The sequence below is a fragment of the Streptomyces sp. NPDC029526 genome, from assembly GCF_040637405.1.
Lineage (GTDB): Bacteria > Actinomycetota > Actinomycetes > Streptomycetales > Streptomycetaceae > Streptomyces.
In genome coordinates, this window is the sequence record NZ_JBEZWE010000001.1 from 1,007,710 (window position 1) to 1,030,520 (window position 22,811).

16 protein-coding genes and 1 pseudogene are annotated in these 22,811 nt (G+C 75.0%); 9 read left to right on the forward strand and 8 right to left on the reverse strand.

What is annotated here, in order from left to right:
- Window positions 1-70 precede the first annotated feature (70 nt).
- Window positions 71-1,438, forward strand: a complete 1,368-nt coding sequence (locus tag AB0F01_RS04570; RefSeq protein ID WP_362089837.1) for a VWA domain-containing protein — start codon at window positions 71-73, stop codon at window positions 1,436-1,438.
- Window positions 1,439-1,519: 81 nt separating this feature from the next.
- Window positions 1,520-2,857 (forward strand): FHA domain-containing protein, encoded by a 1,338-nt coding sequence (locus tag AB0F01_RS04575; RefSeq protein ID WP_362089838.1) that lies wholly within the window; start codon window positions 1,520-1,522, stop codon window positions 2,855-2,857.
- 211 nt (window positions 2,858-3,068) lie between these two features.
- Here the strand turns inward: AB0F01_RS04575 and AB0F01_RS04580 are convergent, their stop codons facing one another.
- Window positions 3,069-4,091: a methyltransferase domain-containing protein gene (locus AB0F01_RS04580; protein ID WP_362089840.1), complete on the reverse strand. Its 1,023-nt coding sequence runs from the start codon at window positions 4,089-4,091 to the stop codon at window positions 3,069-3,071.
- A 130-nt stretch (window positions 4,092-4,221) separates the two neighbouring features.
- Here AB0F01_RS04580 and AB0F01_RS04585 point away from each other — a divergent pair, with 130 nt between their 5' ends.
- The 4 genes from AB0F01_RS04585 to AB0F01_RS04600 all read left to right on the forward strand — a co-directional run bounded on the left by AB0F01_RS04585 (window position 4,222) and on the right by AB0F01_RS04600 (window position 12,649).
- The gene (locus AB0F01_RS04585; RefSeq protein ID WP_362089842.1) at window positions 4,222-4,635 is read left to right on the forward strand and encodes a globin; all 414 of its coding nucleotides are present in this window, start codon (window positions 4,222-4,224) and stop codon (window positions 4,633-4,635) included.
- Between the two features lie 566 nt (window positions 4,636-5,201).
- Window positions 5,202-8,561, forward strand: a complete 3,360-nt coding sequence (locus AB0F01_RS04590) for an ABC transporter permease (RefSeq protein ID WP_362089844.1) — start codon at window positions 5,202-5,204, stop codon at window positions 8,559-8,561.
- A 1-nt stretch (window position 8,562) separates the two neighbouring features.
- Complete coding sequence (locus AB0F01_RS04595; RefSeq protein WP_362089845.1) at window positions 8,563-11,496, forward strand: ABC transporter permease; 2,934 nt, start codon at window positions 8,563-8,565, stop codon at window positions 11,494-11,496.
- A gap of 190 nt (window positions 11,497-11,686) precedes the next feature.
- Window positions 11,687-12,649 carry an ABC transporter ATP-binding protein gene (locus tag AB0F01_RS04600; RefSeq protein ID WP_362089847.1) on the forward strand — a complete coding sequence of 321 codons (963 nt, stop codon included), beginning with the start codon at window positions 11,687-11,689 and terminating at the stop codon, window positions 12,647-12,649.
- 155 nt (window positions 12,650-12,804) lie between these two features.
- Here the strand turns inward: AB0F01_RS04600 and AB0F01_RS04605 are convergent.
- The 4 genes and pseudogenes from AB0F01_RS04605 to ettA form a co-directional block, all read right to left on the reverse strand.
- Window positions 12,805-12,945, reverse strand: a pseudogene (locus AB0F01_RS04605) (antibiotic biosynthesis monooxygenase); the annotation flags it as partial.
- A 411-nt stretch (window positions 12,946-13,356) separates the two neighbouring features.
- Entirely contained in the window at window positions 13,357-14,031 is a 675-nt protein-coding gene (locus AB0F01_RS04610; protein ID WP_362089848.1) for a hypothetical protein, read from the reverse strand.
- Window positions 14,028-14,441 (reverse strand): thioesterase family protein, encoded by a 414-nt coding sequence (locus AB0F01_RS04615; protein WP_164350470.1) that lies wholly within the window; start codon window positions 14,439-14,441, stop codon window positions 14,028-14,030. Before AB0F01_RS04615 ends, AB0F01_RS04610 begins: the two co-directional genes overlap by 4 nt.
- A gap of 6 nt (window positions 14,442-14,447) precedes the next feature.
- Complete coding sequence (gene ettA, locus AB0F01_RS04620) at window positions 14,448-16,112, reverse strand: energy-dependent translational throttle protein EttA (protein WP_362089850.1); 1,665 nt, start codon at window positions 16,110-16,112, stop codon at window positions 14,448-14,450.
- A 326-nt stretch (window positions 16,113-16,438) separates the two neighbouring features.
- On the opposite strand from ettA, the gene AB0F01_RS04625 reads away from it, so the two are divergent.
- From AB0F01_RS04625 to AB0F01_RS04635, 3 genes are all read left to right on the forward strand, one after another.
- Window positions 16,439-16,954, forward strand: coding sequence for a hypothetical protein (locus AB0F01_RS04625; protein ID WP_362089852.1), 516 nt, complete (start codon window positions 16,439-16,441; stop codon window positions 16,952-16,954).
- A 57-nt stretch (window positions 16,955-17,011) separates the two neighbouring features.
- Window positions 17,012-17,230, forward strand: a complete 219-nt coding sequence (locus AB0F01_RS04630; protein WP_362089853.1) for a hypothetical protein — start codon at window positions 17,012-17,014, stop codon at window positions 17,228-17,230.
- Between the two features lie 120 nt (window positions 17,231-17,350).
- Window positions 17,351-17,641 carry a hypothetical protein gene (locus tag AB0F01_RS04635; protein ID WP_362089855.1) on the forward strand — a complete coding sequence of 97 codons (291 nt, stop codon included), beginning with the start codon at window positions 17,351-17,353 and terminating at the stop codon, window positions 17,639-17,641.
- A gap of 72 nt (window positions 17,642-17,713) precedes the next feature.
- Here AB0F01_RS04635 and AB0F01_RS04640 read toward each other — a convergent pair whose 3' ends face one another.
- The 3 genes from AB0F01_RS04640 to AB0F01_RS04650 all read right to left on the reverse strand — a co-directional run bounded on the left by AB0F01_RS04640 (window position 17,714) and on the right by AB0F01_RS04650 (window position 22,810).
- On the reverse strand, window positions 17,714-19,129 hold the full coding sequence (locus AB0F01_RS04640) for a Cys-Gln thioester bond-forming surface protein (protein ID WP_362089856.1): 1,416 nt from the start codon (window positions 19,127-19,129) through the stop codon (window positions 17,714-17,716).
- Window positions 19,130-19,549: 420 nt separating this feature from the next.
- Window positions 19,550-20,200, reverse strand: a complete 651-nt coding sequence (locus AB0F01_RS04645) for a single-stranded DNA-binding protein (protein ID WP_362089858.1) — start codon at window positions 20,198-20,200, stop codon at window positions 19,550-19,552.
- 210 nt (window positions 20,201-20,410) lie between these two features.
- A complete protein-coding gene (locus AB0F01_RS04650; protein ID WP_362089860.1) occupies window positions 20,411-22,810 on the reverse strand; it encodes a GTPase in 2,400 nt (799 codons plus the stop codon).
- Window position 22,811 lies beyond the last annotated feature (1 nt).

The following is a 22,811-nucleotide window of genomic DNA, read 5'->3' on the forward strand; positions in this document are numbered from 1 at the left end:
TCGGGGCATCGGGGCATCGGGGCATCGGGGCATCGGGGCATCGGGGCATCGGAGGGGGATAGCAGCAGGCATGGCCAACTTCGCGAAATCGAACGTGCCGCAGTTCTCGCTGGACGTGTACCAGAACGAGTACCTGCCGGAGGGCGGCACCGAGGTCAACGCCATCGTCACGGTGACCGCGACCGGCGGCGGGACCATCGGCAGCGCGGTGTCCGCCCCGCACCTCTACGCGCCCGGTGAGGGGCCGTCGGCGGCCGTCGTCCTGATGGTCGACTGCTCCGGCTCGATGGACTACCCGCCGACGAAGATGCGCAACGCGCGCGACGCCACGGCCGCCGCGATCGACGCGCTGCGCGACGGCGTGCACTTCGCGGTGGTCGGCGGCACGCACGTGGCCAAGGAGGTCTACCCGGGCGCCGGGCGGCTCGCCGTCGCCGACGCCACCACCCGGGGGCAGGCCAAGCAGGCGCTGCGCGCGCTGAGCGCGGGGGGCGGCACAGCCATCGGCACCTGGCTGCGGCTGGCCGACCGGCTGCTGGCGTCGGCGGACGTGGCGATCCGGCACGGCATCCTGCTCACCGACGGGCGCAACGAGCACGAGTCGCCCGAGGACCTGCGGGCCGCCCTGGAGGCGTGCGCGGGCCGTTTCACCTGCGACGCCCGCGGGGTGGGCACCGACTGGGAAGTGAAAGAAGTCACAGCGGTCGCCTCCGCCCTGCTCGGCAGCGCCGACATCGTCGCCGATCCGGCCGGTCTGGCCGACGACTTCACGCGCATGATGGAGGCGGCGATGGGCAAGGAGGTCGCCGACGTCGCGCTGCGGCTGTGGACCCCGGCCGGGGCGACTGTGAGATTCGTCAAGCAGGTCGCGCCGAGCGTCGAGGAACTCACCGGCCGCCGTACCGAGGCGGGCCCGCGCGCGGGCGACTACCCGCTGGGGTCCTGGGGCGACGAGTCCCGCGACTACCACCTGTGCGTCGAGGTCCCGCCCGCGGACCTCGGCCGGGAGATGCTCGCGGCCCGTCTGTCCCTGGTGATTCCCGGGCCCCCGGGCCCCGGTGGCGACGGCGCGGGCGCCGCCGAGCGCCTCGGCGCGCAGGGTCTGGTGCGCGCCGTGTGGACGGACGACATGGCCGCCTCGACGGCCATCAACCCCCAGGTCGCCCACTACACGGGACAGGCCGAACTGGCACAGGCCATCCAACAGGGGCTGGATCTGCGCAAAGCGGGAGACAACGACGGAGCGACGGCCAAACTGGGCCGCGCCGTCCAGCTCGCGAGTGCCTCGGGCAACGCCGATACTGCGAAACTGCTTGCGAAGGTGGTGGACGTGGTCGACGCGGCGACCGGTACTGTGCGACTGAAGACGAAGGTCGAGGAGGCCGACGAGATGACTCTCGAGACCCGGTCCACCAAGACCGTCCGCGTGAAGAAGTGACCACAGCCAGACGAGCCTGACCCCTCGGGGTCGGAGAAATCCGGCCGCCCCGGCCGGACAGGGAGAGGGGGAAGTGCCGACATGCCGACCTGCCCGAACGGACACCAGTCGGGTTCCGACGACTGGTGCGAGGTGTGCGGTCACCGCATGGCCGGTGCCGTACCCCCACCGCCTCCCCCGCCGCCCGCGCCCGGCGGCGGCTACGGCTTCCCGCCCCCCGGTCCCGCGGGCCGGCCCGGCCCGGGCGGACCCGGTGGCCCCGGCGGACCGGGTGGCCCCGGCGGGTACGGCGGCGGGCCGGAGCTGTGCCCCCAGTGCCGCACCCCGCGGGAGGGCGCCGCTCCCTTCTGCGAGGAGTGCCGGTGGAACTTCCTCACCAACACGGCCACCTCTTACACCCCGGCCGCACCGCCCCCGCCGACCCAGGGGCACGGCCAGGGACACGGGCACGGGCAGGGTCAGGGACACGGCCAGGGCGGTCCGTTCGGGCAGCAGCCCGGGCCGTCGTACGGCGGTGCCGACTCCTTCGACTACCAGGGTTCGCGTCCCTCCCAGGTGAACCGCCCCGCCGAGCCGATCCCGCCGGGTCCGCACGGCTTCGGCGGCGACCCCGCGCGCCAGGCACCGCCGCCCCCCGGTCCGGGCGGCCACGGCGGTCACGGCCAGGGCGGTCACGGTGGACCCGGCGGTCATGGCGGCCCCGGCGGTCATGGCGGCCCCGGCGGTCACGGTGGCCAGGGCGGTCACGGTGGTCCCGGCGCGCCGCAGGGCTTCCAGGGCGGGCCCCCCGCACCTCCCGCGTACCCGCAGGACACCGGTCGGCCCCAGCAGGGCGGCCCGTCCTTCGGCGGCGGTGACGACGACTGGGTGATCTCCCCGCCCTCCGGCGGCCCCGGCGGCGGTGGTCCCGGCGGTCCGAACGGCCCCGGCGGGCGCGGCGGTTACGGCTACCCGCAGCCCGGCGCGACCCAGGCCCCGCCCGGCCCCGGCTACCCGCAGCAGCCGCAGGGTCCGACGACGTGGATCGCGACCATCGGCCCGGACCGCGAGTACTTCATGGCGATGATGCACCGCTCGGGTCCCGAGGCCGCGGGGCTGAACCTGCCCGCGTACTCGCCCGAGCAGCAGCGCACGCTGACCGGCAACCAGATCACCATCGGCCGCCGCCGGCACTCCACCGGCGACACCCCCGACATCGACCTGTCGACGCCTCCGGAGGACCCGGGCGTCTCGCACCAGCACGCGGTGCTGGTGCAGCAGCCGGACGGCAGCTGGGCGGTCGTCGACCAGAACTCGACCAACGGCACGACGGTCAACGGCGGCGAGGAGCCCATCCAGCCCTTCGTCCCCGTCCCGCTCCAGGACGGCGACCGGGTGCACGTGGGCGCCTGGACGACGATCACGATCCGCCGGGCCTGACGGGCCTGACGGGTCCGCCAGGGCCCGGGATCGATGGGTCCGCCGGTGGGACTCCTGTGGCGCATGAGGCGGTTGGGGCCCGATGAGGCCGTCCGCGTCCGGTGACGCGGAGAGTGTCCGGTGACGCGGAGGGTGTCCACTGACCCGGAGCGTGTCCGCTGGCGCGGAGGGCGGTACGGGTCGGCCCGTACCGGCCTCCGCGTCGGTGCTCTCAGCAGGGGGGCAGCGCCCAGACGTACGGCCCCGCCGGGTCGTCCAGCCACGCCCGGGTGCCGTCCCCGCCGACGGTGAGGCCGTAGCGCTCCCGCCCCGGGCCGCCCTCGCGCTCCCACAGCGCGTACGCCTCCCGGGGGTCGACGGCTCCGGCGGTCAGCGCCAGCAGGAACCGGAACAGTTCGTGCCGGGTGGCCCGCCGTGGCAGTCCGCTCGTGTCGGGCAGCACCGGCCGGGCGCGGCTCACTCCGCGCAGCGGCACGAAGTAGGCGGGCGTGGGCAGGAACCGGCCCTCGGCGTGGCCCGCGTCGCGCACCGTGAGGCGGATCAGCCCGGTGGCGTACGGCGCGAGGATCCGGGCCCCCGGCCGGCACTGGCCGAGCCACGGGAGCGGCACCCCGGGCAGCGCGCAGGTGGCGATGATCCGGTCGAAGGGAGCGCGTGCGGGCACTCCGCGCGCCCCGTCGCCGGTGACGACGGCCGGACGGTAGCCGGCGGCGTCGAGGTGGCGGCGGGCCGACTCGGTGATCTCCGGGTCGAGGTCGATCGTCGTGACCAGGCCGTGGCTGTCCACGTCCTGGCCGCCGAGCCGGTGGGCGAGGAGGGCGGCGTTGTAGCCGCTGCCGGTGCCGATCTCCAGCACCCGCTGCCCCTCCCGCACGGCGAGCGCGGTGAGCATCAGGGCCATCAGGGAGGGCTGGCTGCTGGAGGAGAGCAGTTCCCCGTCGCGCAACCGGATCGCCAACGGCATGTCCTCGTAGGCACCCTGCAGCCACCGCTCGCGCTCCCGGGGGTCCGGGCTCTCGCCCCAGCGCCGTTCGTGACCGCCGACGAGGCCGACGTAGTAGTACGGCAGGAACAGGTGGCGCGGCACCGCCGAGAACGCCTCCCGCCACACCGGGTCGGCGTCGAAGGCCCCGCTCGCGTCGATCTCCCGCACCAGCGCCGCCCGCGCCGCGGCGGCGGGATCGTCCCCGTCGGCCCGGCCGCCGGCGTCCTGCCGCCCCGCGTGCCCGCCCATCCCTCCACGGTACGAGCAGCGGGCCCGGGAGGGCGGACGGCGACGCGTCCCGCCCCGGCCGTGACGGGAGGGGAGAGGCCGGGCCGGGCTGGTCCTAGGGCCGAAGCCCTATGCCGCGCCGTCTGAGAGCATGGACGGCGTGACAGAGATTCGGCGCGGCACGCTTCAGGAGCAGACGTTCTACGAGCAGGTCGGCGGGGAGGAGACCTTCCGCCGGCTGGTCCACCGTTTCTACCAGGGGGTGGCCGAGGACCCGTTGCTGCGGCCCATGTACCCGGAGGAGGACCTGGGCCCGGCCGAGGACCGGCTGCGGCTGTTCCTCATGCAGTACTGGGGCGGGCCCCGGACCTACAGCGAGAACCGCGGTCACCCGCGGCTGCGGATGCGGCACGTCCCGTTCAAGGTCGACCGGGCGGCGCACGACGCGTGGCTGAAGCACATGCGGGACGCCGTCGACGAGCTCGGCCTCTCCGAGGAGCACGAGCGCACCCTCTGGGACTACCTGACCTACGCAGCGGCCTCCATGATCAACTCGCCGGACTGACCGGCACGGCCACCCCGATCGGCAAGGCCGGAAGGACCGGAAAAGCGGGAAAAGCCGGCCGGAAGGGCCGGAAGGGCCGACGCGAGAGGTGAGCCGCCGGGCGGGCGACCCACGACCGCAACCGACGACCGGCGACCAGGAACGGGCGACCGGCGACCGGCGCCCGGCGCCCGGCGCCCGGCGAGCCTATGCCGATGACGGCCGAGGACCGGGGCCGGCCGGTCACCGCCGCCCCTGACTGGTCACAGCCGACCCTGACCGGTCACCTCCGCCCTCGACCGGACCCCGTCGACCCCGGCCGGTCACCTCCGCCCTCGACCGGTCCCCGCCGACCCCGGCCGCTCACCGCCGAACACCGGCGCCCGACCACTCGCGAGGGTGGAGCCGCCCCGACCGCACGTTTCCCGCCACGGACGTGCGCATTCCGGTCCCCGGACACCGGATTCCGATCACGATCCGGTCAAGGCCGGTCCGACAGCGCTTACTTCGGAGCCGTCACCTCTGACACCATCGCCCCCGGGATCAAGCGGACACGGGACGGCCTGGGGCGGCACGGGGGGGTACGGGTGGGAAGTGCCGGGGGGCTCACGCGGTTCGTTCTCGCCCGGGCACGCGCCCGTCGCCCGCTGCTCGCCGCGGCCCTGCTGACCGTCCTGCTGACCACCGCGGTGCTGGCGACCCTCACCGCCTACTCCGGGGCGATCGGCGACGCCGCCCTGCGGCACGCCCTGCGCGACCCGCGCAACGCCGCCGACACCGCGCTCGTCGTGCGGGCCGAGGTGCCCGCGGGAGAGCGGGACGCCGCCGAGGCCGCCGTGCGCGACCGGGCCCGCGCGGCCTTCGACGGCCTGCCGGTCACCCTCGGCACCCTCACCCGCTCCGGCGCGTACGCGCTGCCCGACACCGCCGGCCGGACCGACGGGCGCGGGGCCACGGTCGGGGAGGCGGACGCACCGGCCGACGGCGGCTCCCCGGACACCGCGCAGCCCGACCTCACGCACTTCGCGGCCCTGGACCGCGACCGGGTCCGCATCACCGGCGGTCGGATGCCCGCCGCGCCGGTCGGCGACACGGTCGAGGCCGCGCTGCCCGAGACCGCCGCCGCCCGGCTCGGTCTGGAGCCCGGCGCGCGGCTGCGCCTGACCGACCGCCTCGGCGGGCCGGCGGTCGACGTGCGCATCACCGGCGTGTACCGGCCGGTGGACGCCACCGCGGCCTACTGGCAGCTCGACGACCTGCGGGGCCGCGGCACCGTCCAGGTCGACTTCACGACGTACGGGCCGCTGCTCACCGACCCCGCCGTCCTCACCGGGGAGCGGGTCAGCGACGGCGGGACGGCGTGGCTGGCGTCGGCGGACTTCTCGGCGGTCGGCACCGACCGGATCGACGCCCTGCGCACCGCCGTGCGGGACGGCACCGCCGCGCTGCGCGAGGACCGGGCCCTGGGCGGCTCCGCCGAGGTCACCGGCGGACTGCCCACCGTCCTGGACCGGATCGAGCGGTCCCTGCTGGTGTCCCGCACCACGCTGCTCGTCGTCGGGCTCCAGCTCGCCCTCCTCGCCTGCTGCACCCTGTTCCTGGTGGCCCGGCTGCTCAGCGCCGAACGCGCGGGCGAGAACCGGCTGCTGCGCGCCCGCGGCGGGTCCCGCGCCCAACTGGCCCGCCTGGCCGGGTTGGAGGCGCTGCTGCTGGCGCTGCCCGCCGCGGCCGTGGCGCCCCTGCTGGCGGGGCCGCTCACCGGGCTGCTGGCCGGGCGCGGCGCGCTGGCCCGGATCGGTCTGCACCTGGACACCTCGGTCGGCACGGTGGCGGGCCGGGGCGCGGTGTGGCTGGTCGCGGCGGGCGTGGCCCTGGGCTGCGCGCTGGCCGTGACGGTGCCGGCGCTCACCTCGTCGTTCGCGGCCGGCCGGGCCCGGCCGCTGCCCGGCCCGGTACGGGCGGGCGCGGACCTGGGGCTGCTGGCGGTGGCCGCCGTCGCGTTCTGGCAGCTGAGCCGGCAGCCGTCCGGGGCCGTCGGCCGGGACCTGCGCATCGACCCCCTGCTGGTCACCGCGCCCGCCCTGGCCCTGCTGGCGGGCACGGTGCTGACGCTGCGGCTGCTGCCGCCGGTGGCGCGGCTCGCCGAGCGCCGGGCGGCCCGCGGACGGGGGCTGCCGGGGGCGTTGGCGGGCTGGCAGCTCAGCCGCCGCCCGATGCGCGGGGCGGGCCCGGTCCTGCTGCTGGTGCTGGCGGTGGCGCTGGGCATGCTGGCGATCGGCCAGGGATCGTCGTGGGAACGCTCGCAGAGCGACCAGGCGGACTTCCGCGCGGGCGCCGAGGTGCGGGTGCTGGGCGCCGGGGAGGGCGAGCCGGGCCACACCCAGGCGTACGCGGCCGTGCCCGGCGTCGAGACCGCCGCGCCCGCCCACCGCGGGTCGGTCCCGCTGTCCGGCAACCGGACGGCGACCGTGCTGGCCCTGGACACCGCGTCCGCCGCCGGCACCCTGCTGCTGCGCCCGGACCTCGCCGACCGCCCCGTCGCGCGCCTGCTGGACGGCCTGGCACCGAAGGGCCCGACGGCGGGCGTGACCGTACCGGCGGACACCGCGCGGCTGTCCCTGACCGCCCGCATCCGGGGCGTCGGCACCGCGAACGGGGACGAGGACGCCGCGGACGGCGGGGCGGGCACCCCGACGGTCGGCGTGCTGGCCACGCTCGTGGACTCCCACGGCACCCCCTACAAGCTCCCGCTGGGTCCTCTCACCGCCGACGGCCGCCCCCACACGCTGGTGCTGGACCTCGCCGCGGCGGCCGTCGCCCCGCCCGGGGGGATGACGCTCACCGGGCTGCAGCTCGACCTCAGCCGGCCCGTCGGGAAGTCCGAGGAGCACCGGTTCACCGTCTCCCGGCTGGTGACGACCGACACCGGCGGCCGGGACCACCCGGCGGAGCTGCCCACCACCTGGACCGCGACCGCACGGGCGGGCACCCCGGCGCCGTCCGCCGGGACCGACACCGGCCCCACCCGGCCGCGCGTCACCGCCACCGGCCCGCTGACCCTCGCCTACGGCACCGGCCACGCCCCCCGGGACCTCTCCGGGGCGCCCGCGCCGCTCACCGTGCGGATGCAGGTCCCGCAGCCCGCCGTGCCCGAGGTCGCCGCCGTCGCCACCGACCGCTACCTCGACTCCACCGGCGCCCGGCCCGGGCAGCGGGTGGACGTCACCGTCGGCGGCTCCACCCTCCCGGTGCGGCTCGTCCGGTCGGTGCGGGACCTGCCGTCCACGCCGACCGGCGGCGCGGACGACGGCGGGGCGCTGCTGCTGGACCTGCGGGCGGTCAACCGGGTCCTGCAGGCCCGCCACGGCGAGGGCGTGCCGCCCACCGAGTGGTGGCTGCGGACCGCGTCCGGCGCCACCGACCGGGTGGCCGCCGCGCTGCGGGACCGGCCCGACGTCGAACCGTCCCGGGTGGTGGTGCGCGACGAGATCGCCGAGCGGTTGCGCGACGACCCGTTCGGCGCCGGACCCGAGGCGGCCTTCGGCGCGGCGGCCCTGGCAGCGGCGGCACTGACCGCGGTGGGTTTCGCGGTGAGCGCGGCGGGCGCGCTGCGCGAGCGGACGGCGGAGTTCGCGGTACTGCGCGCCCTCGGCACGTCCCGGCGGCGGCTGGCCCGGGTGGTGATCGCCGAGCACGGGGTGCTGGTGGGTCTGGCGCTCGCGGTGGGCGTCCTGCTCGGCGCGGTCCTCGCCCGCGCCGTGATCCCGCTCGTCATGCTGACCTCGGAGGCGGCCCGGCCGGTGCCGCAGGTGCTGGTGGAACTGCCCGCCGGACGGGTGCTCGTCCTGCTGGCGGCGGTCGCGGCCGTCCCGCTGGCGGTGACGGCCCTACTGGCCCTGCGCCGCGCCGACCCGGTGACGTCGCTACGGGAACGGGGAGGTGAGTGAGGTGACCGTCCGGTCCCCGCGGCCGAGGACGGCCGCGCCCTGGGTGCGCACCCGCCTGCGGGCCGCGCCCGGCACCGCACTGGCGCTGGCGCTGCTGGTGGCGGTGACCGCGTTCCTGGCCGCCGCGCTGCCCCGGGCGGTCGACCGCTACGGCGACGACGGCCTGCGCCGGGCCGTGACGTCGGCGGGCGCCGCACGCACCGTCCTGCAGTTCGCCGCCCCGCCGGACCCGCAGGCGTCCGGGCAGGAGGCGGAGGCGAGCCTGCGCGGGGCCGCGCTGGAGGAGTACCGGGCCCGCATCCTCGACGCGGCCGACCGCACCCTGCCCCTCGACCCGGGCCAGTCGGCGTCCGGGGTGCGCAGCACCGAGCCGCAGGAGATGCGGGAGCCGTGGCTGCCCCGCCCCGACGGGCTGCCCCCGCGGCTCGACCTGATCGCCCAGAGCGGACTCGCCGAGCACGCCCGGCTGGAGGCCGGGCGGTGGCCGCGTGCCGCGGGGTACGTCACCGCCCGGGCTCCCCGGGTGGAGGCCGCCGTCAGCGCCGAGACCGCCCGGCGCCTGAACATCGAGGTCGGCTCCGTCCTGCGCTTCGCCGGGGAGCAGCGCGCCCCGCTCGACGTGCGGGTCACCGGCATCGTCGCGCCCCGCGACCCCCGGGGCGCCTACTGGTCCGTCGAACCCCTGGCCCGCACCCCGGCCTTGACAATTCTGAACGGCGACCCGGATCTGCGGGAGTACTGGAAGGCCGCGCTGCTGCTGCCGCCGGACGCCGCCCCCGCCCTGCTGGGCACCGCCACGGACCCGTACCGCTACTGGAACCTCGTCCCGTCCGTCGACGCCCTCCACGCCCACGACGTGCCCCGGCTGAAGGCCGCGGTGGCGTCCACGGAGTCCGGGCCGGTGCTCCAGCGGGTGCGCGAGAAGACCTCACCCGTCGTGTCCGCGGGCACGGACCTGGACGAGGTGCTCCTCCGCCACGAACGGCTGCGCGCGGCCATCGGCCCGCTCGTCGCGGTCGCCGCGTTCGGCACCGGCACCGTCGCCACCGTGGTCCTCATGATGGCGGGCGGGCTGGCCGCCGACCGGCGGCGGGCCGAGCTGGCCCTGCTGCGGGCCCGCGGCGGCTCGCTGACCGGCCTGGGCGGCCGGCTCCTGGCCGAGACCGCGGTGGTGGCACTGCCCGCGGCGGCCCTGGGCCTGGCCGCGGCCTGCCTCGCCGTCCCCGATGCCCGGCTGCCGTACGCGGTCGCCGCCGCCGGTGCCGTCGCACTGCTCGGCTGCCTGGCCCTGCCCGTTCGGGCCGTCGCCGCCCACCGCGCCGTGCGCGTCCACACCGGGCGGGAGGACCTCACCTCGGCCCGGCCGTCCCGGCGGCGCACCGTCGCCGAGCTGACCCTGCTCGTCCTCGCCGTGGGCGCCGTGGTGGCGCTGCGCACGCGCGGCACCACGGACGGGTCCGGTGCCGCCGGCGACCACCTCGTCTCGCTCGCCCCGGTGCTGGTCGGCGTGATCGCCGCGCTGCTCCTGGTGCGCCTCTACCCGCTGCCCCTGCGCGCCCTGGCCCGGCCGGCCCGGCGGCTGCGCGGCGTGGTCGGCCCGCTGTCCCTGGCCCGCGCGGGCCGCGGCTCCGGCTCGGCCGTCCTGCCGCTGCTCGCCCTGCTGACGGCGCTGACCACCGCCGCGTTCGGCGGGTCCGTCCTCAGCGGCGTCGCGGACGCCCGGGACCGCACGGCGCTGCTGACCGTCGGCGCCGACGCCCGCGCGGAGTCCCTGCACACCCTCCCGGCGGACCTGGCCGACCGGGTGCGCCGCACGGAGGGCGTCGAGGACGTCACCGTCGCCGGCGTCTCCCACTACGCCCGTCCGCAGGACGGGTGGGACGTGGTGCCGGTGGTCGCCGTCGACCCCGGCCCCTACAGCGCGCACACCCGGCGGACGGACATCGGCGCGTTCGACGCCCGGGTGCTGGAGACGCGCGGCGGCGGGCCGTCGGGAGCGAACACCTCCCCGGAGGCCGGGACCGGGAGCAGCGGCGACCCCGGGGACGGTGACGGGGGCGGCGACGCCTCAGGGGGTGGTGCCGGGAACGCGAACGGCGGTGACTCCGGGGGCGCCGACGGTCGCGCCGGCGCCGGGTCCCCGCCGTCGGCGGACGCCTCCGCGGCGACGGCGGCCGATCCGCTGCCCGCCGTCGCCTCCCCCAAGGTCGCCAAGCGGTTCGGCACCCGGCCCTTCCCGGTGCGCATGGAGGACCGGAGCATCGTCACCCTGCGGATCGTCGAGGTCCGGGAGCGGACACCGGCGGTCGTCGGGGACCAGTTCCTGGTCGTGGACCGGGCCGGGCTCAGCGCCCGCGCCGCCCGGCCCACCACGCTGCTCGTCACCGGCGACGCCTTCGACCCGGACGCGCTGCGCCGCACCGTGGGCGACGGCACACCGGTCCGGGTCCGCGCCGAGGAACGCGCCGGCCACGTCGACTCCCCGCTCCAGTCCGGCGCCGAGCGCGTCTACACGGCCGCCGTGACCGCGGGAGCCGGGTACGCCGTCCTCGCCCTGCTGCTCACCCTGGTGCGTGCGGCCCCCGAACGCGCCGCGCTCCTGGCCCGGCTGCGCACCATGGGCCTCACCCGCGCCCAGGGCCGCCGCCTGCTCGTGCTGGAATCCCTCCCGCAGGCCCTGCTCGCGGCGGTCGGCGGCACCCTCACGGCGTGGGCCACCGTCGTCCTGCTCTCCCCCGGCATCGACCTCTCGACGATGGCCGTCCCCGACACCGTCTCCTCCCCCGGCCGCGCCGTCCTGCGCACCGACCCGGTGTCCCTGCTGGTCCCGGCGCTGGTGGTGGTCGCCCTGACCGTCGGGGTCGCCGTCGCCCAGGCTTGGTGGACGGGCCGCCGGAGCTCGGTACGGGAACTCCGGGCAGGAGACGCGGGATGACCCCTGACGGACAGCACCGCACCGGCGGCCCGCCCCAGCCACAACCCGAGCCGCGGTCCGCCCCGCGCACCGCACCCGCACAGCGGGCCCGCCCTGCGCTCCGCCCTGCGCTCCACCCCCGTCCCGCACCCCGCCCGCCACGGACCGCACCCCGGCCGCGACCGGCCGGCTCCCCTCCAGGAGACCGCCGATGACGACCCAGCCCACCCTCGCCGACCTCGCCCGCCGCGTCTCCGCCGACCGCGACCGCCCCGCCTTCGGGCACGACGCGCTGATCACCTGCGACCGGCTGGTCCGGGTCTTCACCGCCGACGGTGTGGAGGTCCAGGCCCTCCAGGGCCTCGACCTGCTCGTCCGGGAGGGCGAGTTGATGGCCCTGGTGGGCGCCTCGGGCAGCGGCAAGTCCACGCTGATGAACATCCTCGCCGGACTGGACACCCCGACCGCCGGCGCGGCCCGGGTGGCCGGCCGGGACCTGCTCACGATGACCGCGAGGGACCGACTCGCCTACCGCCGCGAGGTCGTCGGCTTCGTCTGGCAGCAGACCTCACGCAACCTCCTGCCGTACCTGACGGCCGCCCAGAACGTCGCGCTGCCCATGCGCCTGCGCGGCGGGCGGGGCCGGGCGGCACGTCGGGCGAGCGCCGAACGCGCCCTGGAACTCCTGGAGTTGCTGGAGGTCGCCGACTGCCGCGACCGCCGCCCGCACGAGATGTCCGGCGGACAGCAGCAACGCGTCGCCATCGCGGTGGCCCTGGCCAACGAACCGTCGGTCCTGCTCGCCGACGAGCCCACCGGCGAACTCGACTCCCACACCGCGGAACAGATCTTCGCCGCCTTCCGCACCGCGAACGAACGTCTCGGCACGACCATCGTCATCGTCACGCACGACCAGGCGGTCGCGAGCGAGGTTCGCCGGACGGTCGCCATCAGGGACGGCCGCACCTCCACCGAGGTGCTGCGCCGCAGCGAGGTCGACGAGGCCACCGGTCACGAGACCCTGGTGGCCCGCGAGTACGCCATGCTCGACCGCGCGGGCCGCCTCCAGCTCCCCGCCGAGTACACACAGGCCCTGGGCATGCGGGACCGCGTGGCCCTGGAACTGGAACCCGACCACATCGCCGTCCGCCCGGACGACAGCGAACGGGACTGAGCCCACCGCTCAGCTGAGCGGGCGTACCCGAGCGACGTCGTACCGGCCACCGCGGCGGCGAGGATCGCCCCGCCCTGCTCGCCGCCGGGACCGGCGCCCCGGAACGCCTCGACGGCAGCCTGCGTCTCCCACCGCTCGAAGACGTTGACGCGCCCGGCGTCCACCGGGTCCGCGGTGACGGCGAAGTCGAGGCAGCCCGGCGCGCGGCGGGCCTGTTCGACGACGGGCACACAACCCGCCACATAGCTCTCACGCTGCTGGGGGTCCACGACGATGTGCCCCGCGACGATCACCATGTGCTGCTCCCTGCTTCGGTCCGAACCGGCTGTCACCGACTACGACCGTCGGCCGGGTCCGGACTCATCGGCCGGGGCTGTAGTGGTGGTCACCGGCCGGGGCGGGATACATCCGCCAGGGGGCGAGGCTCCTCGATCGAGGCGTGCTCGTCTGTCAAGGCTGGGCTCGTCGATCGAGGCGGGGCTCGTCGATCGAAGCCGCGCCCCGTTGACGGGCGAAGCTCCTCGACTCGAGGCGGGGCTCGTCGGTCGAAGCCGGGCCCCGTCGACGCCGGCGCGGCCGGGGACGCGGGACGGAGGCCGGCACCGGTCCGGGCTCCCGGCGGACGGGCCGACTGGGCGCACTCCGAGACCTCCCGGCGGACGGGCCGACTCGGCGCAACCCGAAACCTCCTGGTGGACGGGACCGGCTCAGCGCACGCTGAGTCCCAGTCCCGCGCCGAGGCCCGCGCTCCGCACGGCGATCGAGCCGTACGGGGTCCGCAGACGCAGCCAGGACCCCGAGGCGAGGAGGGCGGCGGGTTCGGCGCCGCGGAGGAAGCCCAGCGACTGCGCGGCGTGCACGGCACGGACCGGCAGGCCGGTGTCGCCGACCGTGCGGGACCAGATCTCCCGTCCGATGGTGTCCAGTTGGGCGCGGGTGCGCGCCTCGGACGCCAACTCCCCCGTCCGCGTACGGAATTCCGCGACCCCGGCGGAGACGAGCGCGCGCAGGGCGTCCGGTTCCGGCAGCCCCGGTTCGGCGGCCCGCCAGCCCGTGCGCGGCGGCAGCACCCCGGCCCAGGGCGGGCCGGTCACGGCGGCCGGGACGTTCGCCGTGGCGGCCGTCTCGTCCAGCGACTCCAGCAGCTCACCGGCGGACACGGTCACGTCGAGCGTGACGTCGAGCCCGTTCTCGTACGGCTTGGCCAGCCGCACCGCGCGGATCGCCAGCACCTCGAAGGACGGCGGCCGTCCGAAGACGGCGAGGGCGGTGCCGGCCGCCTGGAGCCGCACCGCCGCCGCACGGTCGTAGTGGAGCAGCCGGGAGAGGAAGGCCGCGAGGTCCGCGGCCTCCCTCTCGTCGGCGAGGTGGAGGACCGTCATGCGGCGACGGCCTCCTCCTCGGCGTCGTCCGTGTACTCCCGCAGGAACTCCCGCTCCTCCTCGGTGAGTCGGCGCGGGCGCTGCGCCGCGAAGTCGAACGGCACGATGACCGTCGACGCGCGGACGTAGACGAGGTCGTCGTCCTTCACCTCGTAGGTGAGGGTGAAGGACGCCGCTCTTATCTCGGTGACCCACAGCTCGATGTCGACCGGCGTGTGCCGGTGGACGAGCTGGCGCTTGTAGTCGATCTCGTGGCGCGCCACCACGGACCCCTGCTGGAAGTCCTTCTCCGGGCGGAACAGGAAGTCGATACGGGCCTCCTCCAGATAGCGGAGGAACACCACGTTGTTGACGTGGCCGTACGCGTCCATGTCCGCCCAGCGCAGCGGGCAGCGGTAGATGTGCCGCAAGACCGATCAGCCCCGGGTCAGCTTCTTGTAGGTGGCGCGGTGCGGACGCGAGGCGTCCGGGCCGAGCCGCTCGATCTTGTTCTTCTCGTAGGACTCGAAGTTGCCCTCGAACCAGAACCACTTCGACTCGCCCTCGTAGGCGAGGATGTGCGTGGCGACGCGGTCCAGGAACCACCGGTCGTGGGAGATGACCACGGCGCAGCCGGGGAACTCCAGCAGGGCGTTCTCCAGGCTGCTGAGGGTCTCGACGTCCAGGTCGTTGGTCGGCTCGTCGAGGAGCAGCAGGTTGCCGCCCTGCTTGAGGGTGAGCGCCAGGTTCAGGCGGTTGCGCTCACCGCCGGACAGGACACCGGCCGGCTTCTGCTGGTCGGGGCCCTTGAAGCCGAACGCCGACACGTAGGCGCGCGACGGCATCTCGACCTGGCCGACGTTGATGTAGTCCAGCTCGTCGGAGACGACGGCCCACAGCGTCTTCTTGGGGTCGATGTTGGCGCGGTTCTGGTCGACGTAGGAGATCTTGACCGTGTCGCCGACCTTGATGGTCCCGGAGTCGGGCTCCTCCAGACCCTGGATCATCTTGAACAGCGTCGTCTTGCCGGCGCCGTTCGGGCCGATGACACCGACGATGCCGTTGCGGGGCAGCGTGAAGCTGAGGTCGTCGATGAGCAGCTTGTCGCCGAAGCCCTTGCTGAGGTTGTTCACCTCGACGACGACGTTGCCCAGGCGCGGGCCCGGCGGGATCTGGATCTCCTCGAAGTCCAGCTTCCGCATCTTCTCGGCCTCGGCGGCCATCTCCTCGTAGCGCGCCAGACGCGCCTTGGACTTGGCCTGCCGCCCCTTGGCGTTCGACCGCACCCACTCCAGCTCGTCCTTCAGGCGCTTCTGCCGCTTGGCGTCCTTCGCGCCCTCGACCTTGAGGCGGGCCGCCTTGGTCTCCAGGTACTTCGAGTAGTTGCCCTCGTAGCCGTGCAGGCGGCCGCGGTCGACCTCGCAGATCCAGCCGGCCACGTTGTCCAGGAAGTACCGGTCGTGGGTGACGGCGACGACGGTGCCCTCGTACTTGGCGAGGTGCTGCTCCAGCCAGTTCACGGACTCGGCGTCCAGGTGGTTGGTGGGCTCGTCGAGGAGCAGCAGGTCGGGCGCCTCCAGCAGCAGCTTGCAGAGCGCGACGCGGCGCTTCTCACCACCGGAGAGGTTGGCCACGGGCCAGTCGCCGGGCGGGCAGCCCAGGGCGTCCATGGCCTGCTCCAGCTGGGCGTCGAGATCCCAGGCGTTGGCGTGGTCGAGCTGCTCCTGCAGCTTGCCCATCTCGTCCATGAGCTCGTCGGTGTACTCGGTCGCCATCTGCTCGGCGATCTCGTTGAACCGGTCGAGCTTGCCCTTGACCTCGGCGACACCCTCCTGGACGTTCTCCAGGACGGTCTTCTCCTCGTTCAGCGGCGGCTCCTGCAGGAGGATGCCGACCGTGTAACCGGGCGTGAGGAAGGCGTCACCGTTCGACGGCTGCTCCAGCCCGGCCATGATCTTCAGAACGGTCGACTTACCGGCACCGTTCGGGCCGACGACTCCGATCTTCGCTCCCGGCAGGAAGCTCAGGGTGACGTCGTCGAGGATCACCTTGTCGCCGTGCGCCTTACGCGCCTTGCGCATGGTGTAAATGAACTCAGCCAAGAGAAACCGTCCGGCAGCTTGAAACAGGCAGTGGGCAGATACACCCCATCTTGCCGCACCGCCACCCCTGGGAGGAAACGCGTTCGGCGCGGGCGCTCTGACCTGCGGGTTTACCGATGTCGAGGGTGAGATGGCCGTGACCGTGCGTGGTCGGCCGCCGGATTCCGGCCGGTCGGGGGCACGGGCTGGGCGAGGGCGGAGGGCCGGGAGCAGGCGGATGCCGGGGAGGGACCGCAGGGCCGGGGGGAGGTACGGGTGCCGGGGAGGCGGGTCCGGGGGCAGAGGCGGGGCTATCGTGCCGTCGTGAGCGGGGCTATCGTGCCGTCGTGACCGGTGCGGCACTCCGTCCCCTCCTCTTCCTCGACGTCGACGGCCCGCTCATCCCGTTCGGGCCGCCGCCCGGAGGGCTGTCCGTCCCTGCTGTCGGCATCCCGGCGCTCCCTGACGGGGGCAATCCACTGCTCGGGCGGCTGGACCCCGCGCTCGGGCCGCGCCTCAGTGCCCTGGGCTGCGACCTCGTCTGGGCCACCACGTGGAGCGAGGACGCCAACGACGTCATCGCTCCGCGCCTCGGACTGCCTCGGCTGCCCGTCGTACCGTGGCCGGACGACTGGGCCGCCGCCGGGCCGAGCGGGCTCCACTGGAAGACGCGGCCGCTCGTGGAGTGGGCCGCCCGTGGGCCGTTCCTCTGGGTGGACGACGAGATCGGCCCGACGGACCGCCTCTGGGTCGAGGCCGGGCATCCCGGGCCCGCCCTGCTCCACCGCGTCGACCCGTCCCGGGGCCTCACCGACGCCGACTTCTGCGCCCTCACCGCCTGGCTCGGTGCCCTGGCCGTATGACGCCCCTCCCGCCGCAATCGCCTTGAGGAAGGATGGGGGCCTCGGGATCATGGTCATATGAATCCCGCATTACGCCGCGCCACCGGCATCACTGCCGTCCTTCTCGCCTTCGCCCTCGCCTTCTGGCTGGCGCTCGGTCCGTCACGGGACTGGGAGGGCGGCACGAGATGGATCCGGCACGGGCTCGCCCTCGGCTCCCTCGGACTCCTGAGCTTCGGCGTTCGCCTGTCCGTCCCTGCGCGCAGCCGCGCGACGACGGACACGACACCTCAGTAGCCGTCCTGCTCGCGTGTCTCCGGAACCGCTGGAACCACATGAACCGCTTGAATCCTGGGGGTGACCGCACGCTTGCCGCCCCACCGGTGGTGTGATGGCCGCATGCGACCCGGGGCATGTGTGACCAGTAACCACATCGAGGCATGGCACGGCGGCTCGCTCCCGGCAGGGGCCCGGATCGGGCTCTGGACGGTCCTGCGCTGCTCGCTTCTGCCGATCCTCGTCTGGACCGGCATCGCGTGCTTCACCTTCTTCGTCTACAGCCCCGTCGTGCCCGTGGTCCTCGGTGGGCTCTTCGTTCTGTCGTTCGCCGTGTCGTTCGGACGGCGCCGCAGGGCACGGCACACGCTTCGCTGCAGCGCCTACGGGGCGCTGGGCGGCGTGCTCGACGCATCCATGGCCGGGTTCTGAGGGGCGGGCCCGCCCGGCCGGTGGCGAGCCCGCACCGTCGGAGATCAGAGAGAGGGGCGGAACCTTCCCCGGTCAGTCGTCGGAGGGGTTCTCCCGGCGGCGGGCGATGAGGAGTCCGGCGCCGCCGAGGACGACCAGGCCGATGGCGGTGCCGGCGATCCACGGGGTGGCGTCGGAGGAGCCCGTCGCGGCGAGGTTGGTGTCGGCGGGGGCGCCGCCCAGCGGGGTGGGGCTCGGGGCGCTGTAGGTGCGGGCGGCGGTGCCGGTCTCGGCGGACCGGGTCAGGCAATCGAGCATGCCGGTGAACCGCTGCTGGAAGCCGTCGGGCCCCTGGACGGTGAAGTCGTAGGGAGCGTCCTCGCTGAGCGCGACGGTCACCGTGCGGGACGTCCCCGGCGCGACCGTGTGCTTCTGGCCCACCAGTTCGAAGGTGAAGGGTTCGTCCCCCTGGTTGGACGCGGTGACGTCCACTCCGCCCTTGGCGCAGTTCTCCCGCGCGGACACGGCCGGGACGGCGCCCTCCTCCGCCCACGTGACGCTCGCGGTGGCGGACACCGTCGACTCGCTGGAACCGGCCAGGATCTGGGTCTGGCTGCGGCTCACGGAGGAGAAGGCCCGGCCGACCGGAACGGTGGTGGAGGCCTGCGCGGTGAGACGCGCCGTGCCGGCCGTCGCGTCCTCGGGAATCTCGAAGAAGATCTGGCTGCCGTCGACGGCGTCGGTGACGGGCTCGCCGTTCTTGTCGACGAGGCGCACCTCGTCCCGGGCGGCGTTCGCCTGCGGCGCGACCGTGACGCTGCGGGCGTCCGTGCGGACCGTCACCGGGCCCACCAGCTCCCCCGGGCGCCCGGAGACGACCGGCGGGTCGAGGGTCAGCGAGGCCCGGGGCTCCTTCAGTTTCCGCGCGTTCTTCTCCAGGTAGTCGGCGAGTTGCTCGGCCTGCGGGTCGACGGCTTCCACCGTCACGTCGTCGGCGTACCGCCAGATGGCGACCTGCGTTCCGGCCGCCGCGTCCTCCTCGGTGAGCGGGCCGCGCACACCCGCCTTCTTCGCCAGTGCCGCCAGGTCGTTCACCTGAGGGTAGGAGTTCTGCAGGATCCAACGGATGCGTCCCGCGTCGTCGTTGACGCCGAGGGACGTGCTGCTCCAGGCGGCCTCGTGGTACTTGGCGTCCTTCTGCGTGGGGGTGTGGACATCGACGCAGTAGGTCTGGAGCATGCCCCCGCCGTCGACGGACATCTCGAACAGGCCCGCCGACACCTGCTGGTCGCTGCCGTCCTCCATGCGTATGACGGCCGCGCCGAAGGTCTTCAACCCGCCTATGGTCGCCGTCGCCCCGCCCTGTTGCGGCGCCGCCTCACCGGCGGCAGCCGAGCTCGCGCCGGCCGCCATCACGCCCGTGGCGGCGAGCCCGCACACCAGCGTCCCGGCGGCGAGACGCACCCGTCCACGCCCGCGCACGGACCACGCAGAAGACGAAGCAAACACCGAATTCCCTTCCGAGCAGGACCCGTTGACGTGGGGGGCACGGTCCCACCAGCAGAATCACCGGCCCCGAGAGCCCCGGTGGCCATGCCCGGCATCCTAAGGAGGCCGCGCACCGCGCCTGCCGGTGATCGCTTCGGACGACTGATCCGATCCGCAATCGTTATCGCCAGGGCTCCCGAAGGGAGGGATTGTCGACAAATCCCTGCGGCAGCCTTCGGTGTGCAGCCTCCGACAAGCGGCGCTTCGGTCGATGCCGGCAGCTGAGCGTACGGCTGGCGGGCTGGCGGGCTGGCGGGCTGGCGGGCTGGCGGGAGGATCGGCAGCAGGGTCTTCGGGTTTCCGGGTGGCGGGGGCGGGGGTCGCTCGCCGGTCGGCCCCCGGAACACAGTCGACGGTGGGGCACGGAGCCGTTTCGGCCCGTCAGTTGCTCACCATCACGGCGGCCGGCATCGGTCCGGGCGGTGCTGACGCCGCTGGTGCGGAAGGAGGTGCGGAGGGTACGGAAGGTGCTGCGGGGGCGGTCGCAGGCGCCGCGCCGACAGCCGGGTCCGGACCGGCCACGGCCGTCGACGGAGGAGTCGCCCCGAGCCCTGACGGCGACACGGGTGCTCCGGCGGACGTCACGGGCGGTCCCGCTGTGTCCGTCGGCGGTGTCTCCCAGGTGGGCTCGGGGCGCTCGTCGGCCGTGGTGGTGGCCGCCGGCTGTTCCGGGCGGCCCGAGCGCCGGAACGCGGAGGTCCCCCGCGCGAGGTCGTGCCCGATCGTCACGGCGTCGAGATCGGCGGAGACACGGCTCTGCTGTCCGTCCCGTTGCTCCGTGCGCACCTTCAACCGGCCCTGGACGACCACCGGGTCACCCACCGAGAGGGACGCGGCGGCATTGGCGGCGAGCTGGCGCCTGGCCCACACCGTGAAGAAGTTGGTGTGCCCGTCCGTCCACATGCCCTTCTCGCGGTCCCAGTACCGCGAGGTCACCGCGAGCCGGAACCGCGCCGACGGCCCCGACGCCAGGTCCCGGTACACCGGTGACGTCGCCACGTTGCCCACCGCGCAGATCATCGTCTCGTTCATCGCGTCTCCTCCCCGGCCCGGAGCCGTTCGCGGCTCGGGCGGATACGCGTACGGGCCCCTCCCGTACGGCTCTGTCCGGTGCGCCGGCCGCGCGTCGTGCCGCGGCCACCGCGAGAGCCAGACTGCCGTGAACGGGAAGAGCCCGCTGAACGCTGTGGACACCTCCGGAACTGTGGAAAACCCGGCCACCCGTGCGAGTGAATCGGGGCCTCAGCGAGTCGAGGCCGTCCCCACCACCCGTACGTACTGCTCCCGCACCTCCAGGTACCGCAGCAGTTCCGCCGCGACCGGATCGAGCACCCTCGCCCGGCCGCACCCGGCCGCCGCCTCCCGCAGCCGTCTCTCCGCGTCCTGCCCGTAGCGCCGGGCCGGGCCGCGGGCCGCCATGCGGCAGCTCCACTCGATGAGCGGGCCGCCGATGATGCCGATCAGCATCAGCAGCACCGGCACGCCCAGGTTGGGTGACATGAACCCGATGATCTGGCCCAGCAGCCACAGCCCGCCCAGAAACTGCAGAATCGTCATGGACGCCTGCGCCAGGACGGCCGCGGGCCACCACCCGGGCCGCGGCGGCTTCCCCGGGGGGAGGCCCGCACGCGCCGTCAGTTCGTCCAGCGCCTCCGGCAGCCCCTGGGCACCCCGCACCGCGGCCTCGCGCACCGCTTGGGCCCACGGCGTCGGCAGTCCGGCGGAGGCACGCTCGGCCACCGTCCGGACCGCCTGCTCCACGCGCTGGCGGGCCGTGGCCTCCTCGTCGGGCTGCTGCGTGCGCAGCGCATGGCGTCCCGTGGGCGGCTCGCCCCGGTCGTTGTACCAGCGCCAGAGCCGCAGCCAGGGCGTGCCGCACGCACGGTTGGCGTTGCGCAGCCACGCGCGTTCGGCCGCCTCGCCCGCAGCGGTGGCGCCCACGGCGTCCGCGAGCCGGGCGGAGAACTCGTCCCGCGCCTCCTCGCTCAGCCCGCAGCGCCGACGCGTGGCGTACACGGGCCACAGCCGGGCCGCCGCGATGTCCACGTCGGCGCCGATCCGGCGGCCGGCCGCCCCGCGTTCGGACACGAACTGCCCCAGTGCCTCACGCAGTTCGCCCACACCGTCCCCGGTGAGTGCGGAAAGGGCCAGGACCGTCGTGCCGGGTTCGTCGTACTCCCCCAGGGCGACGCCGTCCTCGTCGAGCAGTCGTCGCAGATCGTCCAGGACCTGCTCGGCGGCGTCGCCGGGCAGCCGGTCGATCTGGTTGAGGACGACGAACATGACCTCCGCGTGGGCCGCCATCGGCCGCAGGTACCGCTCGTGCAGCATGGCGTCGGCGTACTTCTCGGGGTCGACGACCCAGATGACGGCGTCGACCAACGTCAGGACGCGGTCCACCTGTTCACGGTGCCGGACGGCTGCGGAGTCGTGGTCGGGAAGGTCCACCAGGACCAGCCCGCGCAGCTGGTCGTTCCCGTCGGCCATGGCCTGGGACGGACGGCGACGCAGCCGGGGCGGGATGCCGAGGCGTTCGATGAGCCCGGCCGCGCCGTCGCTCCAGCTGCACGCGATGGGCGCGGACGTGGTCGGGCGTCGTACGCCGGTCTCCGAGATGGGCACTCCGGCCAGGGCGTTGAACAGTTGCGACTTGCCGCTGCCGGTCGCTCCGGCGATCGCGACGACGGTGTGCTGCCCCGAGAGACGGTGGCGGGCGGTGGCCTCCTCCAGCACCCGGCCCGCCTCGGCCAGGGTTCCGCTGTCGAGCCGTGTGCGGGACAGCCCCACCAGTTCCCGCAGCGCCTCCAGCCGTGACCTCAGGGACGGGTCGTACGTCAGGGGCGTGACGGTCTGCGGCGCGGGTGCCCGCGTCTCCGCCGACGGTGCGGGCGCATGCCCGGCCACGAGGGTCGCCCCGTTCACCCGCCGCGCGATGAGCCCGTCGTCCCACGGCCCCTGGGCGGAGTTGCGCTCCCCGGCGTCGTCGGCACGCGTGGGGTTGTCGCCCTCGGCAGCCGGCGCGGCCGGGGTCTTCCGCGCTCCCCTGCGCCCGCCGCCGTCATCGCCGCCCCGGCCTCCCTGGGCGCCACGGTCGTCATGGCCCCCGTCCTCACGTCCTGCTTCACGGCCCTCGTCACGGCCGTCGTCACGGTCGGCGTGTGGCCCCGCGTCACGGCTGCCGCGGCCGTCCTGGCGGTCACGCCGCCCGTCCGGTGCGGACCGGCCGAACCGACCGAACCGGGCCAGCCGTCCGGCCCGTCCGACGGGCCGGGAACCGTCGGCGTCGCCGGTGCCCGCGGCACCCCCCGGCTCGTCGGCACCACCGGAACCATTGGACCCACCGGAACCATCGAGGTCCTCGGCCCCCCGGGAGCCGTCGGAGCCGTAGGAGCCGCCGGAGTCCTCCGACCGGCCGGCGGCCCGGGGCCGGCCCTCGTCGTCGGCACGCTCCGCAGGCCGGGAAGGCTCAGCCTGTTCGGGACGCCCGGCCCCCTCGCGGCTCTCGGCGTTCTCGGGGGCCAGGGAATGTCCGGAGGGCCGGGAGTGCCCGCGGTCCTGAGGTTGCTCGGGCTGCTCGGGCTGCTCGGGGTGCTCAGGGTGCTCGGGGTGCTCGGTGTGGTCCTGGTCAGTGACGGCGGTCACC